Origin of the sequence: Ningiella algicola, from assembly GCF_028401415.2 — a bacterium.
Classification (GTDB): domain Bacteria; phylum Pseudomonadota; class Gammaproteobacteria; order Enterobacterales; family Alteromonadaceae; genus Glaciecola.
Window position 1 is genome coordinate 2,164,701 of sequence record NZ_CP171821.2, and the last position, 15,450, is coordinate 2,180,150.

Annotated in this window: 16 protein-coding genes; 8 read left to right on the top strand and 8 right to left on the bottom strand. The window is 44.1% G+C overall.

Features of this window, described 5'->3' with window-relative positions:
- From PN836_RS09435 to PN836_RS09465, 7 genes are read left to right on the top strand one after another with little or no spacing between them, the layout of a single operon-like run.
- On the top strand, positions 1 to 636 hold the full coding sequence (locus PN836_RS09435; RefSeq protein WP_395345060.1) for a methyltransferase: 636 nt from the start codon (positions 1 to 3) through the stop codon (positions 634 to 636).
- The gene (locus PN836_RS09440) at positions 633 to 1,382 is read left to right on the top strand and encodes a class I SAM-dependent methyltransferase (protein WP_395345062.1); all 750 of its coding nucleotides are present in this window, start codon (positions 633 to 635) and stop codon (positions 1,380 to 1,382) included. Before PN836_RS09435 ends, PN836_RS09440 begins: the two co-directional genes overlap by 4 nt.
- Positions 1,379 to 2,215: a class I SAM-dependent methyltransferase gene (locus tag PN836_RS09445; RefSeq protein WP_395345064.1), complete on the top strand. Its 837-nt coding sequence runs from the start codon at positions 1,379 to 1,381 to the stop codon at positions 2,213 to 2,215. The genes PN836_RS09440 and PN836_RS09445 overlap by 4 nt, the downstream gene beginning before the upstream one ends.
- Position 2,216: 1 nt before the next feature.
- A complete protein-coding gene (locus tag PN836_RS09450) occupies positions 2,217 to 4,037 on the top strand; it encodes a sulfatase-like hydrolase/transferase (RefSeq protein ID WP_395345066.1) in 1,821 nt (606 codons plus the stop codon).
- 12 nt (positions 4,038 to 4,049) lie between these two features.
- Complete coding sequence (locus tag PN836_RS09455; protein ID WP_395345068.1) at positions 4,050 to 5,024, top strand: RibD family protein; 975 nt, start codon at positions 4,050 to 4,052, stop codon at positions 5,022 to 5,024.
- Entirely contained in the window at positions 5,021 to 6,010 is a 990-nt protein-coding gene (locus PN836_RS09460) for a zinc-dependent alcohol dehydrogenase (RefSeq protein ID WP_395345070.1), read from the top strand. The genes PN836_RS09455 and PN836_RS09460 overlap by 4 nt, the downstream gene beginning before the upstream one ends.
- Before the next feature lie 27 nt (positions 6,011 to 6,037).
- Complete coding sequence (locus PN836_RS09465; RefSeq protein WP_395345072.1) at positions 6,038 to 6,412, top strand: 6-pyruvoyl trahydropterin synthase family protein; 375 nt, start codon at positions 6,038 to 6,040, stop codon at positions 6,410 to 6,412.
- Positions 6,413 to 6,434: 22 nt separating this feature from the next.
- Here PN836_RS09465 and hslU read toward each other — a convergent pair whose 3' ends face one another.
- The 5 genes from hslU to rimK form a co-directional block, all read right to left on the bottom strand.
- Positions 6,435 to 7,766, bottom strand: a complete 1,332-nt coding sequence (gene hslU, locus PN836_RS09470; protein ID WP_395345074.1) for an HslU--HslV peptidase ATPase subunit — start codon at positions 7,764 to 7,766, stop codon at positions 6,435 to 6,437.
- Positions 7,767 to 7,812: 46 nt separating this feature from the next.
- Positions 7,813 to 8,337 carry an ATP-dependent protease subunit HslV gene (hslV, locus tag PN836_RS09475; protein WP_395345076.1) on the bottom strand — a complete coding sequence of 175 codons (525 nt, stop codon included), beginning with the start codon at positions 8,335 to 8,337 and terminating at the stop codon, positions 7,813 to 7,815.
- Positions 8,338 to 8,465: 128 nt separating this feature from the next.
- The gene (locus PN836_RS09480) at positions 8,466 to 8,906 is read right to left on the bottom strand and encodes an ATP-dependent zinc protease (protein ID WP_395345078.1); all 441 of its coding nucleotides are present in this window, start codon (positions 8,904 to 8,906) and stop codon (positions 8,466 to 8,468) included.
- Between the two features lie 26 nt (positions 8,907 to 8,932).
- Positions 8,933 to 9,961, bottom strand: a complete 1,029-nt coding sequence (locus PN836_RS09485; protein ID WP_395345080.1) for a succinylglutamate desuccinylase/aspartoacylase family protein — start codon at positions 9,959 to 9,961, stop codon at positions 8,933 to 8,935.
- Positions 9,961 to 10,866 (bottom strand): 30S ribosomal protein S6--L-glutamate ligase, encoded by a 906-nt coding sequence (gene rimK, locus PN836_RS09490; protein ID WP_395345081.1) that lies wholly within the window; start codon positions 10,864 to 10,866, stop codon positions 9,961 to 9,963. Before rimK ends, PN836_RS09485 begins: the two co-directional genes overlap by 1 nt.
- Positions 10,867 to 11,052: 186 nt before the next feature.
- On the opposite strand from rimK, the gene PN836_RS09495 reads away from it, so the two are divergent.
- Positions 11,053 to 11,907 carry a mechanosensitive ion channel family protein gene (locus PN836_RS09495; RefSeq protein ID WP_395345083.1) on the top strand — a complete coding sequence of 285 codons (855 nt, stop codon included), beginning with the start codon at positions 11,053 to 11,055 and terminating at the stop codon, positions 11,905 to 11,907.
- 214 nt (positions 11,908 to 12,121) lie between these two features.
- Here the strand turns inward: PN836_RS09495 and PN836_RS09500 are convergent, their stop codons facing one another.
- From PN836_RS09500 to PN836_RS09510, 3 genes are all read right to left on the bottom strand, one after another.
- Positions 12,122 to 12,736: an SPOR domain-containing protein gene (locus PN836_RS09500; protein WP_395345085.1), complete on the bottom strand. Its 615-nt coding sequence runs from the start codon at positions 12,734 to 12,736 to the stop codon at positions 12,122 to 12,124.
- Positions 12,737 to 12,871: 135 nt separating this feature from the next.
- Positions 12,872 to 15,061 (bottom strand): primosomal protein N', encoded by a 2,190-nt coding sequence (priA, locus tag PN836_RS09505; protein ID WP_395345583.1) that lies wholly within the window; start codon positions 15,059 to 15,061, stop codon positions 12,872 to 12,874.
- Positions 15,062 to 15,105: 44 nt separating this feature from the next.
- Positions 15,106 to 15,297: a hypothetical protein gene (locus PN836_RS09510; protein WP_395345087.1), complete on the bottom strand. Its 192-nt coding sequence runs from the start codon at positions 15,295 to 15,297 to the stop codon at positions 15,106 to 15,108.
- Positions 15,298 to 15,450 lie beyond the last annotated feature (153 nt).

A 15,450-nucleotide genomic window follows, 5' to 3' on the forward strand; every position in this document is an offset into this window, starting at 1 on the left:
ATGAACCATGATGTAATCCTACTTGTTATTGTTTCAGCTGCTTACATTAGCATTGCTCTGGAGCTTGCGCTTGTGCACGTCCCAAGCGTTGCTTCCAATGTATCGATTTGGCGGGCAAAAAAAGAACTTACCAACAGCTATTCTGCATCTTACCAACGCATATTTTTACTCGCCAAGCCTTTAAAAATCCTGCTTTTTTTGCCATTGCTTGGCGTGTACTTTGTTTTTCTTCTGCCATTTTTACTAATGCTCGATTTGATCCAACTCCCGCTAAACCCTGCCATTCAGATGAATGCCATGACATTTAGCTTGGGCGTGTTTTTCATCGTTTTAGGTAGATGCATTACGCTATCGAGCGTTTATTCAATTCGCCAAAATAATTCGCAGCATGGTGAGGACTTTACTCTGCATACAACCAAGGTATTTAGAAACTCTCGTAATCCAACGCAACTTGGTATGTACACATTTTACTTTGGTATCGTTGTGAGTTTGGGCTCTGTTTGGTTGCTACTTGGGCTGTTTTATTACATCGCGTACATGCATGTAAAAATTAAAATGGAAGAGGATTTTTTGCTACACAAATACGGCGACGCCTATCAACATTACATGCATAAAACAGGGAGGTATTGGTCGTGAGTAAATCATCGTCCACTAGCGGCCAAGAAACGGCCAGTCCAACACCAAGTAGTCAGCAAGAACAAATCATCAAATGGTTCGACAAAACTTATCAAAACAAGGGTGAGCGCTACTTGCGTAAAGTGGATGCCTATCGAGTGTTTTTATCATTCCTAGCGATAAATCCGGCTGACAAACTTCTGGATGTGGCCTGCGGTCTGGGTCGTCTATTACAAGCCGCAGATGATTATAAATGCCAACTAACTGGCGTCGATATTTCCAGTGTGGCGGTAGAAAAAACCAAGGCTCGACTGCCGCATGCGAGAGTACAGCAAGCTAATGCAGAATCACTTCCTTTTGACGATAATAGCTTCAGTGTTATCACCTGCCTAGGCTCATTGGAACGCATGCTCAATCAAGATAGTGTTTTGCAAGAGCTTCGTCGCGTAGGTAAGGCTGATGCACGCTATTGCATATTGGTAAGAAACTCGCAAACGCTCATTTGGAAATGGTTTAAACAAGCGCTTGGCATGCGAAATGCTGAAGGTAATCAGGGTGCGAAATCCCTCATTGAATGGACCGAGCTATTTAAAAAAAATGGCTTCGAAGTGATTGATGTCATTCCAGACCAATACCCATTACAACGCAAGAAATACCTCTTATCTTTTGGCTTAAAACGACCGGACCCAATGGCCATCATTAAAAACAATAAGCCCATCGAAGGTACCGGTAAATTCATATTTAAACTTGCGAAGGCCAAAGCATGACCGAGCATCTGGTTTCTAAGCTTTACGACGAATTGCTTTCCAGCGAAGTCAAAAGCAACGCACAAACTGCACATCCGATTCATAAAGCTTTGCAGTTTGAAGATGAACATATTTGTGACATATACCAGTGGATGGCTAAAGCAGTGAATATCCCTCAAGACGGATACATTCTGGATGCGGGATGCGGTGTCGGATGGGGCGCCACGCTATTAGCTCAGAAAAGTCAGGCTAAGGTAATCGGTATTAGTCTAAGCCAAGACGAAGTCAGTTTAGCCAACAAGCTTAAACCCGCTCAGCTGACAAATTTACACTTTGAAACTCGCTCTTATGATGATGACTTTGATCATCCTTTCAAGCTCATTGTTGCGGTGGAATCTATTAAACACAGCCCAGATATTGCAAATACCATTACTCGCCTGATTTCAATGCTTGAACCTGAGGGCAAGTTAATTATTGTTGAAGATGTTCTCACGCCTAATGCACAAGATACACTTGTTAAACAATACATGCGCGATTGGCAGCTCTACGAAGTATTTCAGCGCCAACATTATCTAAAATTCCATCACCAGACTCATGACGATTTATCGCATAAAGTGACGCTTACTGAATATGACTTGAGCAAGTATATGCCTCAGTATTCTGTGTTTTTCGCTGGGTTGAAAAGGCGATTACTTTCTGCACTATTACTCTTATCCCCCAATCATCTTGGCTGGCAAGCGTTTAGAGGTGGCTTTAGTTTAGAGAGTTTGTACGCAAGAAATTGCATGAAATATCAAGCCATTGTCATTTCAAAAGCAGGGGTTGAGCACAAAAATAGTGGAGGGAGAGATTAAGATGTTTTGGCTTGCATTGCTAACAATCAATGTGTTGAGCTTTTTACCCTTTTACTTACTCAATACGCGTCAGCAAGCCAACCCATTCAGCTTTCTTTTCGAAAAGCGCGCGCGCCATCGCACACTGCGCGACCTGCTCTTTACTAAGCTCGATTTTTCAGACCCCTTTCGCTTACAGTTCGAATACTGCTTTATTCTGCTGCTGCTATTGTTAGTGGGCGCTGGAACCGAGATTACCGTTTACATCTCCTCTTTCGTACTGCTGATAAGTGTTGTGTACAGCATATATTTGTCGGTGATGCTCTTTATTTTCAGTCGAACACCCGCATTCTTAAGCGACTTTTCACTGATTAAAACCGGTATTGTCGTCTTTAAAGCAAGAGCGCTAGCCCTAATCTTTATTGTTGTTTTAATCGTCCTCACTATTGCCTATGGCATCCTCAAAGCAAATAGCTTCTTGGTTTCAGAGTATGCAGCTCATCCTTTAGTGACCCTTAGTGCACTAGCCTTGTTGATTGGTTTTGGCGTGTTTGAATGGAGTAAGGGTAAAAAGAAAAAGCACAGCAAACGCGCATTTCCGGTTAAGTTAATGCACTGGAGAAACTTTCGCTATGCTGATTTGCATTGGCGAAACGTGTTTTCCTTCAGCTTGCACATTTTTCGCAATCTGATGTTTTGCCAAAAATATAAACCTATTTTGACCCAGAGCGTGGAAGCCTTTCAGTCAAAAAATCTGTTCAGCAACTTACAGCTTAATTCAAAACCTAATTTTGTCTTTTTATGCATAGAATCTTATGGCGCTCGAATTTATCAAGATCCTAAGTTAGCAATTGGCTTGAAGGATGTTATCGGTAAATATAGTGATAAATTTGACGCAGCAGAGCTTCACGTAAGTTCGCATTTTTCCACTGCACCGATTTATAGCGGTGGCTCATGGTTAAGTTACTGTACCTTTATGTACGGCACAAAAATTGAAAACATCCAGCTCTACGAGACGCTGTTCAATACCCATAGCCATTTTGATGAATACCAGTCCATATTCCACTTACTGCACGCAAACGATTATGAAAATGTGCTTAGCTGCCCTATGGGAGGCGTTGATAACAAAGATGTCAATTGGGATTCTATAAAACGCTGCTTTCAAAGCGACCATATTATCGATTGGGACAGTATGGATTTTAAAGGTCATATTCTCCCCTTCTTTGGGCTTAAACAGCGATACTGTGCACCCGACCAGTATGTGATCAATCATACTTATGATTTTGCTAAGAAAAAATGCGATAAGCCATTTTCCATGTTTTATTGCACCATGAACTCTCACATTCCTTGGATTTCACCGCTTTCAATTGCCGAAGATTGGCGCGTTATTAATTCAAAAGCGTACCGTGGTGACACCACCAAGGAAAAATACTCCTCAAATCACGACAAGTACATTGCATCTATTGCTTACCAGCTTGAGTGCGTAATGGAATTTGCTCTTGAGCATCAAGAGGATGATATGGTGCTGGTGGTATTTGGCGATCATCAACCTCCGTTAATTGCTATTCCACGGATGGGATTGGAAACGCCTGTGCATGTCATCAGCAAGAACGAACGCTTTATAAGCAGTTTTAGGGAGCACGGATTTATAAAAGGCATTAATTTACGAGGCCATAAAGGCAATATCCGGCACGAGGGCTTTATGAGTATTTTTGCAAATGCTTGTGCTAGCGCTTACGGCAAAAGCGACAAGCCCTCAAGCCAGCGCGATTCGGCTTTAGTATTTCCAGTGCTGCCTGACGGTGTACAGCTTATCGATAACCCTCAGAGCAAAATAGGATAGTAGAGAATTACTGTGAATGATTTAAACCACTATTGGACGCACATACTTGCCCTTAAGACGGCATGCAAAAGTCATGAGGAATCGTTTTTTATCATTGGATTCTCGGCCGAAGGTTTCCACTTTATTGATCAATCCACATGGCAAAGACAGTACCAAAATGATGAACCAGCGCTATACGGTTTCGAACTGTTAATCGCTAGCAAGAGCATTACAATATCCGCTTACGAGCAACAAGAAGTGTTTAGCGACAGACTATTTTTGTATTTCAAAAAAGGATTGGACGGTCAATTAAAATCATTCCTACAGCTATATGTGCCCCTTGCTACGTCGTCTTTGCATCATAGCAACACGCCGTTTGTCATAGCGCATATGGCACAAAGCTTAGATGGAAAGGTGTGTACCTTATCTGGTACAAGTAAGTGGATTGGCAATCAGCAAAACTTAGAGCACGCGCATCGCATTAGAGCACTTGTGGATGGTGTGCTAGTTGGTGGGAATACCGCAAGATCAGAAAAACCAAGTTTGAATGTGCGCCACGTCTTTGGGCCAAACCCTGCGCGTATTATTTTATGTAGTTCATCACATGAGCTAAATGGACTCCCAGACATCCCTGAAATGAGAAACTATTTGTTGTGCCGGCATGAATGCGTAGCAAAGATAAATCTAGCAGAGCTCAAGTTAAACCAAGTACGGACGCTTGGCTATAGCGGTAAACAGGCAGATAGGGGCGTAGCGGATGCGCTGGCTAAACTCGCTTGTGAGAACATCCATTCGATTTTGGTTGAGGGCGGACCAACCACCATTCAAGCATTTTTAAGATCAAATGCATTATGTTGGTTACAACTGCACGTGGCGCCACTTGTGTTTGGCTCCGGACACTCACTGGTGAGTCTGCCTGAAATAACGGAGGTAAACCAAGCGCAAGCGCTCACTAACGTTATTTATACGCAAATGGGCGATGCAATAATGGTGACCGGTCAACTATGAACCAGACGCTGCCCGAACATGATACGCACATTGATAACTTAAGCGTATGGCACACTGATAATGAAACGACCTTGCTAATGCCTCAGCAAGGTTCAAGCGAATATTCATCTAAACTTCGAGTCAGCAGTCGATTTTCGATGATATCCAGCGGCACTGAAAAAATGGTCGCCCTTGGGAAGGTTCCCCTTGCGCTAGAAAAGCACATGCAGGTTCCCTACATGCAGGGCAGTTTTAAACTCCCCATTAAGTACGGTTACTCTCTGGTAGGTGCAACACCGTCAGGAGATCTAGTCCATGTACTTCACCCGCATCAGCAATACGCATATGTAGATAAATCCTCTACCTTTTCCCTTCCGAAACATTTACCTGCTCGCAGAATGACCTTGATCAGCAATATGGAAACCATCATCAATGCGCTTTGGGATTCTGAAAGCGCACTTGATGATGCTGATACTATCGCTGTATGTGGCTTCGGCAATATCGGCGCATTACTGGCACTGACACTACAAAACAAAGGCTACGACAAAGTCTGCGTGATTGAGAACGACCCTTGGCGAAGAGTCAAAGCCAATGAGCTTGGCTTTGATGCATTTTCATCATCTTCGCATTCTAGTAAATATGATTTGCTATACCATACCAGTAGCACGCAAGCAGGGTTACAGTGGTGTATCGACAACACACGCCTAGAAAGTAAGATTGTCGAATTGAGCTGGCATTTAGGCGGTAAACTTACACTCGATCTATCCAAGCATTTTCACTACAACCGTTTAAACATCATTAGCTCGCAAGTATCGAGCATCCCTAAGAGCAAAGCGGATGAAAGCTACGAAAGTCGAAAGAAACTTGCGCTGACGCTACTTGAGGATGCTAAATATGATCAATTATTTGCTCCTAATGTAGCGCTTACAGATGCTCCTGCATTCTTCAAGGCGCTTCGTAACGCACAATTAAGCGAAGGCTTAATTTGGTGCATTGAATATCCCTAAACAATACAAGATGAGGCTGCAAACAGCATGTTCACCGTAAAAATCAGAGAATCTATCATGATTGCTCATTCGCTCCCCGACCCGTTTTTCGGCCCTGCACAAAACATGCACGGTGCTACCTATGTTGCAGATGTAGAGTTTCAATCTGTTCAACTCACTGAACAAAATGTGGTATTGGATATTGGTGAAGCCAAATCCATTACAAAAAACGTGCTATCGCAGCTGAATTATCAAAACTTGGACGAGCTTTCAATTTTTGAAGGGCAACTCACGACGACTGAGTTTCTCGCCAAATACATTCATGACCAAATTCGTATTGCCTCGCGAGATATCTTTACCGGCACAATAAAAGTGTGTTTGGGGGAAACTCACGACGCTTGGGCAAGCTATCAGGGCGATTGAATCAATCGCCCTTCGGGTTCATCTACAGAATGAAGCGACTCAAGTCTTCGTTTTCTACCAGCGACTCTAAATGATCATTCACATAGTCGGCATCAATAATGAACGACTCGCCGCTTTTATCTGATGCATCAAAAGAAATATCTTCCATCAGACGTTCCATAACGGTGTGAAGACGTCGAGCCCCAATATTCTCGGTCTTTTCATTCACTTGCCAGGCTGCTTCAGCGATTTTTCGAATACCTGTAGTTTCAAACTCTACATCCACACCTTCCGTTTTCATGAGTGCTCGATATTGCTCGGTAAGTGAAGCATTTGGCTCAGTCAAGATTCGCACGAAATCTTCCACATTTAAGGCTTGAAGCTCAACTCTGATTGGCAAACGCCCCTGTAACTCAGGAATTAAATCTGAGGGTTTAGACATCTGAAATGCCCCCGATGCAATAAACAGGATATGGTCTGTTTTTACCATGCCGTGCTTAGTTGTCACGGTTGAACCTTCAACCAAAGGAAGCAAGTCACGCTGAACACCCTCTCGGCTAACATCGCCGCCACCTGTAACACCTTCGCGCTTACAAATTTTGTCCACTTCATCAATAAACACGATGCCGTTTTGCTCTAAGGTGTGAATTGCCTGCTCTTTCAAATCTTCTTGATTCACCAGCTTTGCTGACTCTTCTTCAACTAAGAGCTTAAAAGCCTCTTTTATTTTGAGCTTTTTCTTTTTCTTTTTATCGCCCGATAAGTTTTGAAACATACCTTGAAGCTGATTCGTCATTTCTTCCATGCCTGGAGGCGCCATGATTTCAACACCTACCTGAGGTAAAGATATATCTATTTCAATTTCTTTATCGTCCAATTGCCCTTCGCGCAGCTTTTTACGGAAGGCTTGCCTGGTGCCGCGATCTTCTACTGGCTCTTTATCACCAAAGGTGTTTTCGGGCGGTGGGATCAAAATATCTAAGATTCTGTCTTCTGCCGCTTCTTCCGCTCTAAATTTCACTTTATGAGCGGCAGACTCTTTTGTCATTTTCACTGCAATATCAGCTAAGTCGCGGATAATGGTTTCGACCTCTTTGCCCACATAGCCCACTTCCGTGAATTTAGTGGCCTCGACCTTGATGAATGGCGCGTTTGCCATTTTCGCCAAACGTCGCGCAATTTCTGTTTTACCAACACCTGTTGGTCCAATCATGAGAATATTCTTAGGGGTGACTTCCTGACGTAATTCTTCATCCAACTGCATTCTGCGCCAGCGGTTTCGAAGGGCAATAGACACAGCGCGTTTTGCGTCTGCTTGTCCAATGATATGATTATCAAGGGCGTGAACTATTTCTCTGGGCGTCATTTCCGACATATAAAATCCTGCTGTAAATTAGGGCATGCTGAGCCACTACAATGGCTCAGTAGTTCAAACTCTCTACGGTTTGATGATCGTTTGTGAAAACGCAGATATCACCTGCAATTTTCAAGCTTTTGCGCGCAATTTCCTCTGCGCTTAGCTCTGTATTTTCCAGTAATGCGGTGGCAGAGGCATTTGCAAAAGCGCCGCCAGATCCAGTCGTCACTAGGTCGTTGTCAGTTTGCACCACGTCGCCATTACCAATAATCATTAGTGAAGCGTCTTTATCCGCTACCACAAGCACCGCTTCAAGTCGCCTCAAAGAACGTTCGGTTCGCCAGTCTTTCGCAAGTTCGACAGCCGATTTAGTTAAGTGGCCTTGATGCATTTCGAGCTTGCTCTCAAAACGCTCAAAAAGTGCAAAGGCATCCGCGGTACTGCCCGCAAAACCAGCTAACACTTTATTGTGATACAAACGGCGAACTTTACGCGCATTGCCTTTCATTACGGTATTGCCTTGCGACACTTGGCCATCGCCCGCGACGACAACTTGATTGTTGCGGCGTACGGATACAATCGTGGTCATGTATGTATTACTCCTTTAACTTGCGCTAATAGTCTCTCGCCATTCACATTTGGATGTGGGGCGGGTGTCAAAGTTTTTCAAGAGCCATGTACAATAGAAAGAGCGTCGTAGGCTATCATGTGACTTTGTTATCGAGTGCCAAGTAAATACCGTTCCTCGGGATCGACAATTAACCTGCCTGACATTGCTTCTCTGCCTAAGAGCATAAGGTAAGTCATTTCAGAGCGGTCAGTAAGCGTTAGGTTAATGTTCCAGACTTGACCAGCTAATGCGATATCGGTCTCAATCAAATAGCGGCGCTCTTTAGTCGCGGTAGAGCTTTTCACTTTACGTACTGCTTTTACTCTTGCTTCTCGTCTGACAATTTCATCGACATCGTGTATGTCAGGGTGAATATCAAAACTAACCCAAGTCTCTTCATCTCTTACAAACTCATCAATGTTATCTACATGCAAAGAAGAGGTTGCCGCGCCTGTGTCCACACGTACGTTTAAGTTTTCTATTGAAAGCAGGGGCAAATCGCACAGCTCTAGGGCGCCTACTATTATTTTTGAATCTAGCTTGTTCACTCAGAGCTTCCTCACAACGCAGCTTATTAATAGACTATGGGTAAGTTGTTTAACACTAAATTGTCTTGCAATAGTTCGACGTTTTCGGCAACGGTGTCCGGCGCAGAAAAATAAGCAATGTGATACATGGCCTCTCCCTCTTGCGCAAGCGGTATGTTCTGCTTGCCAACTACAATTCCCTCCGCAGGGCAAAGTAGCTTGCCTAATTCATGGCCAAATGGGTCTGAAATTTTCGCGAGAATATCACCTTTCTCCACGTGATCGCCAAGTTGAGCAATATGATGAACTAACCCGCTCTCATGCGCACGTACCCAGCCACTTTGACGCGCGATAAAAGGCTCAATCTCATGGCCTTTTTTACTTCTACTTTTATTTAACATGCCAATATTTCGCATGACATTGATGATCCCTTTGAGACCTGCGCGAATAGAAAATTCATCATATCTAAGCGCTTGGCCTGCTTCGTACAACAAAACCTTAACGCCCAAGTCTGCTGCAGCTTGCCTCAAAGAACCATCGCGAATATCAGAATTTAACATGACCGGAAGCCCGAATGCCTTACACATGGCCAATGTCTTTTCATCATCGAGATTTGCTCTCACTTGTGGAAGGTTGCTGCGATGAATAGCCCCAGTGTGTAAGTCAATGCCGTAGTCGCACTTGCTGACCACTTCATTCAGAAACAAATGTGCTATTCGCCCCGCGAGAGAGCCCTTTTTACTGCCAGGAAAACTCCGATTTAAGTCACGTCTATCCGGCAAGTAGCGACTTTGATTTAATACGCCGTATACATTGACCATTGGGACAGCAATGAGCGTGCCTTTCAGCGTTTTTATCGCCTTGTTGCGTATTAAGCGCGCGATAATTTCTATTCCATTTAGTTCATCACCATGAATCGCAGCGCTGACGAACAAGGTGGGGCCGTCTTTTTTTCCGCGCTGAACATATACAGGTATCGACATATGCGTATCGGTGTACAAAGGGGGCATTGGAAGTTCAACCTGTTTCGACTCACCCGGAAGAACCTCTATTCCAGCAATCGACAATGCGCGCATTAACCTTTCCCTCGTGTTCGTGTTTTATTCGGCTTAGCATTTTTTTCAATAAATTCGATAACCATGCCAGCAACATCTTTTCCCGTAGCACTTTCGATGCCCTCAAGTCCCGGAGATGAATTAACCTCCATCACTACAGGGCCATTGTTAGAACGCAACAAATCAACGCCGCACATATTCAATCCCATAGTTTTAGCGGCATCCACAGCCGTCTTGCGCTCTAAAGGAGATAAACGGACAACGGTAGCTTTACCGCCTCGATGCAGGTTGGAACGAAATTCTCCTTCAGCGGCTTGCCGCTTCATTGCGGCGATAACTTTCCCCCCCACGACCAGGCACCTGATATCAGATCCGCCAGCTTCTTTTATAAACTCTTGAACGAGAATATCCGCCTTCAAACCCATAAACGCTTCGATAATCGACTCAGCGGCTTTTTGCGTGTCAGCGAGCACAACGCCAATCCCTTGGGTTCCCTCTAGAAGCTTTATAACAACGGGGGCACCACCCACATTTTTTATTAAATCGTCGATTTTGTCAGGGCGGTTGGCAAATCCTGTTCGCGGCATGCCAATGCCTTTTCGGGAAAGCAATTGCAATGAACGCAGCTTGTCCCGAGAGCGACTGATAGCTACCGACTCGTTGATGGAGAATGTACCCATCATTTCAAATTGCCGAACAACTGACGTGCCGTAAAATGTAACTGATGCACCTATTCTGGGGATAACTGCGTCGTATTTCGGTAAGGCCTTTCCCATATATCGTACTGAGGGTCGACTGCTGGTAACGTCCATGTAACAATGCATCGTATCAACGACGTCGACTGAATGACCTCGGTGTACTGCAGCTTCTTTTAAGCGCTTTGTAGAATACAAATTGGCGTTTCTGGATAATATGGCAATTCGCATAGTGTTTTAGCCTCTGTTATCGAATGCATGGGAAAGTGACAGAAATCGCAAGCATCGCGGAATGAGTGAATTGCTGGCGCCGGTTATCATGATACGCGTCATTTTCGTTAGCACAAAGCAATTTAAACATTTACCCTACGTTCACTTAATGTTTTTTTACATCGAATATGCTTAAGGATCCCAACCGTGATTAATATACAAAGTATTAATCTAATAGAGCTCGTCATGGCGCATCGGCTAATTTCGAGTTTGCTGTTAATAGTGTGCCTCATAAGCCTCAGGCATTTTTGGGTCATTGTGGTAAGAACACGTGCAAAAAAGAAGCGAGTTGATAAGCGCTACTTGATTAGTAACATTAAAAACTTGATAAATGTCACCTTGTTCGTATTGCTGCTGAGCATTTGGATTACCGAAATTCAAAACTTTGCACTTTCCATTGCGGCCTTCGCTGTTGCGATCGTGCTAGCCACGCGAGAGTTTATTCAGTGCATAATTGGCTTTTTCTACATTATGTCTACACGTCCCTTTCGAATCGCTGATTGGATTCAAGTTGATGGCAATGCTGGCGAAGTAGCGGCGGTAGACTGGATTAAAACGACAGTATTAGAAGTTGACCTTAAACGATATCAGTACACGGGTAAAACACTGTACATTCCCAATAACAAACTCATTACTAGTTCAATAAAAAACTTGAATTTTCTTCGGCGCTACGTCACCCATCATTTTACCATTACACGCGATGAAGACGTAAATCCTTATCTAATTATTGATTCGCTCGTAGAAACCGCTAAACAGCAATGCGCTGACTTTTACGATGTAGCAACTCGGTACAATCAAATTATTGAACGTCGATTGGATGTGAAGATTTCTGGTCCCGAGCCTCAAATTGAAGTGTCGACAAGTGAAATTGGGCATACCGAAATACGCTGCACAATTTTCTGCCCAACTGATAGAGCTATCGAAATAGAGCAAAAAATCACTGCGGCGTTTATGTCACTTTGGTTTGCAGAATTTACTAAACACGAGCAAATTAAAGTCTAGACCTGGTTTATTTTAACCCGAACTCTGGATAAGAGGCAGTGCAGGAATTTAAAAAGTGCTGAGATTTCAGATTGTTAGACTCAGTAGTCCTAATGGCGTGGAGGACAAGGCGTAAAAGTGACGTAATAGTGATTCTATTGCTCACTTTTATAACGCAGTAATCCGCGCCATTAGGGCTGCTGAGCGCTGTCTCTTATCCAGAGTTCGGGTTATTTTAGTATATCTTGCAGGTATTGACATCAGCGCGTCGAGCCTGATGCCGGTCACGCTCCGCTCGACGCTTGCTTTCATAGGGGCCGAGGACGACTCGATACCACCGACCGTTTTCTCCATCGCTTTGCACCGTTTCACCAATTAATCCCGCTAGGGCTAATTGTGCTCTGAGCGTTTCCGCTCTTTCCATGGCTCTAAAAGAGCCGCAGGGCATGATATAAATCCGATTGGAATCGACCTCTTCTGGTACATCCACTTCCACGGAATAAGCGGGTAAAGAATCAATAAACGCCCACTCTTCCTCGCCAAGTTCAGGTAGGGGGTCTTTGTCCAAATAACCGGTTTCAGGCTTTACGACTTCAATGTCTTGGGCATCTCTGTTGGCTGTCGCTGTGCTGCTTACTTCGCTTGCATCAGTAGATTCTGTGAGCGCATTTGGTTGCTCTTCACTGCTAGGCGAATTGTGGGTTCTAGCGTTTTGCAAAAAATACAAACCAAATACAAATGAACACACTAACACAAGTGATATCAGGATCCGTAACCAGGGTTTGGGGGCAGGCTCTGGTGCTTTCTTTTTTTTCTTTTGTCCGCGTGAAACGTAATCGGTTTGCGCCATTTGTCAATAATTCTCTTTTCTTATTCGGGCAAAAATACTGTTCTTCGTTGAGCGAAGCGCTAAAAACTGAACACTATATAACCTTCTCTATCGACAAATAGTATCAGGAATTTTCACTCAAAGTGATCACAATGCTTAAGAAAAATCCGAAGGTGCAACGTCAACGCTCCATCGTACTCTGGATGCCAAGCGATGTGTGTGTAAAACATCAAGCGCACTTTGCATAGCCCGTTGTAAATAAACGCGAGAAGCGCTTTGTGCAATAAGCATCATTCGAAAGCGAGCCTGTTTCTTTTCTATGGCACAGGGCAATGGGCCGATAAGCTTAAGCTTGGTAAATTGCACTATGGTTGCGTGAGCGAAGCCCAAAAACTCTTCAATGTGGCTTAAATCGGCCGCTTCGCAGCGAAGCAGTATTTGGTGCTCGTACGGAGGGAGCCCCACATGTTTGCGCTCAAGCAAAAGCGAACGTGCATAATCTGCAAAACCGTTTTGCACTAAGTCTTGCAACAAAGGATGAGAAGGGTGATGCGTTTGCAACCACACTTCCCCATTTTTATTCGCTCGCCCTGCCCGACCGCTAAGCTGAGTAATAAGTTGACCCAATTTTTCAGGCGCTCTGAAGTCAGCGCTAAACAAAGAGCCATCGACATTTAAGATAATCGCCAAGGTTACATTTGGAAAATGATGACCTTTAGACAAAATTTGGGTGCCAATGAGAATTTGATGGTCATTGTTGTTGATTTGAGCAAGCAAATCGCTTAAACGCCCTTTCCCACGCGTGGAGTCACTGTCAATGCGCACGCTGGAATACTCAGGAAACAAGCGCTTAAGGCCTTCTTCTATTTGCTCTGTGCCATACCCAAAGGTTTCAAACTGTGTACTTGAGCATGCTTTGCACGTCCTTGGAATTGGCTGAATATCGCCACAGCGATGGCATTGAATATTACGCGTGACTTGATGCAATGTATACGGGTTGTCGCATGCTTGGCAGCTTTCAACGTATCCACATTTATGACAGAGAATAGCAGGCGCATATCCTCTTCGATGCACAAATATAAGTACTTGGTTACCTAATCGTAGCTGCATTGCTACTTTTTCAAGCAAGCCTTTTGCAATGCCGTATTCAAGCGCTTGGTCTTTTATGTCTAATAAAATCTGAACAGGCATGCTCGCATTTGCAGCGCGCTGAGTAAGCTGCAAATGATGATATTTTTTACTGAACGCATTGTGTAAGCTCTCAAGCGATGGCGTAGCGCTGCCCATCACTAGCGGAATGTCGAGCTGACGTGCGCGGTAAACTGCAATATCACGCGCGTGATACTTCAATTTATCTTGCTGTTTAAAGGAATCATCATGTTCTTCGTCAACGATAATCATGCCAAGGGAGGGTAGTGGCAAAAATACGGATGAGCGCGTCCCAATAATTATCCCTAGCTCCCCATCACTGGCTTGCTGCCATATGCGTAAGCGCTCAGAATCATTCAAGCCTGAGTGCACTGCGGCAACAATCGGTCCAAATCGCTGTTCAAATCGTTTCACCGTTTGCGGCGTTAAACCAATTTCTGGTACCAGTATCAAGACTTGCTTGGTACGCGAGATTATTTTCTCAATGACTTGAAGATAGACTTCTGTTTTACCGCTGCCGGTTACGCCTTCAATCAAAAAGCTTTGGAAAGATGAAGCGTGATCAATGGCAGAAATTGCAATGTTTTGCTCAACGTTCGCTTGAAGTGCAGGAGCAATGTCAATTCGCCGTTGCCAGAGCAGTAGCGCCTCATACGGTTTTTCTACTTCAACCGCCAATTGCTTTTCAAGCACACCGCGAATAACGCTTTGTGAGAATTGCTTTTTTGCCTCTAGCAGCGGTAAGTCATGTGACGCTAGAAGAGCGCAAAGTTGGAGCTGTTTTTTTGATTGTTTGAGAGAGGTCTCAAGCGCTGATAAATCATCAAAGTCTCTTTGCAAATACTTAAGGGCTGAGCGCTCAGATTTTACGCCTTTTCGCAAAGCGGTTGGCATCATAGCGCCGAACACTTCCCCAATCGGGTGCAAATAGTAGTCAGCAATCCATTTACCTAAGTTCATCATTTGAAAGTTAAATATCGGTTTGCTGTCGAGAATTGCCGAAACTGACTTCAGCTGATGCTCTGGGGGAAGATCATCAGACACAGCCAACACAATTCCAATTAGCTGACGGTTGCCAAAAGGAACGCTTACCCGACAACCTACAAGCTTATAATTATCTCGGTCATCGTTAGGCTGAACAAGGTAATCAAAGCTTTTACGCAGCGGAACTGGCACAGCTACTTTTAGATAGCACATAGCTGAAGTATTGGTATCTGTATGAGCCTCAGTGGAAATCGAAGTCATTTTGCTAAGTCTTGTCGATGCTGAGTCTTGTAGATTACATAGGCCAGTGCCAGACTTGCTCCGTTAACGCTCATTGGGTTGAATGCGCCGCTCAATAAATGGGGCATCAATATCATTACATCAAGGAGCAAGAGCACAAGCGCGAGGCGCGTTGTTGTGTTTAGCTCGCTTAAAACCTGAGTTTGCATCTATTTAACCTAAATCCTGTTTAAGAAACGGCGCTCAGTACCGCTAGAATTGCGAATTACTGCGTTGTAAAAGTAAGCAATAGAATGACTATTACGTGACTTTTACGCCTTGTTCTTCACAATTCTAGCAGCACTGAGTGTTAAAATTAAGGT

Excerpts from the sequence above, each read along its gene's own strand:
- PN836_RS09435 (WP_395345060.1), top strand. The coding sequence starts at position 1 with ATGAACCATGATGTAATCCTACTTGTTATTGTTTCAGCTGCTTACATT.
- PN836_RS09445 (WP_395345064.1), top strand. The coding sequence starts at position 1,379 with ATGACCGAGCATCTGGTTTCTAAGCTTTACGACGAATTGCTTTCCAGC.
- PN836_RS09450 (WP_395345066.1), top strand. The coding sequence starts at position 2,217 with ATGTTTTGGCTTGCATTGCTAACAATCAATGTGTTGAGCTTTTTACCC.
- PN836_RS09460 (WP_395345070.1), top strand. The coding sequence starts at position 5,021 with ATGAACCAGACGCTGCCCGAACATGATACGCACATTGATAACTTAAGC.
- PN836_RS09465 (WP_395345072.1), top strand. The coding sequence starts at position 6,038 with ATGTTCACCGTAAAAATCAGAGAATCTATCATGATTGCTCATTCGCTC.
- hslU (WP_395345074.1), bottom strand. The coding sequence starts at position 7,766 with ATGTCGGAAATGACGCCCAGAGAAATAGTTCACGCCCTTGATAATCAT.
- hslV (WP_395345076.1), bottom strand. The coding sequence starts at position 8,337 with ATGACCACGATTGTATCCGTACGCCGCAACAATCAAGTTGTCGTCGCG.
- PN836_RS09485 (WP_395345080.1), bottom strand. The coding sequence starts at position 9,961 with ATGCGCGCATTGTCGATTGCTGGAATAGAGGTTCTTCCGGGTGAGTCG.
- rimK (WP_395345081.1), bottom strand. The coding sequence starts at position 10,866 with ATGCGAATTGCCATATTATCCAGAAACGCCAATTTGTATTCTACAAAG.
- PN836_RS09500 (WP_395345085.1), bottom strand. The coding sequence starts at position 12,736 with ATGGCGCAAACCGATTACGTTTCACGCGGACAAAAGAAAAAAAAGAAA.
- priA (WP_395345583.1), bottom strand. The coding sequence starts at position 15,061 with ATGTGCTATCTAAAAGTAGCTGTGCCAGTTCCGCTGCGTAAAAGCTTT.
- PN836_RS09510 (WP_395345087.1), bottom strand. The coding sequence starts at position 15,297 with ATGCAAACTCAGGTTTTAAGCGAGCTAAACACAACAACGCGCCTCGCG.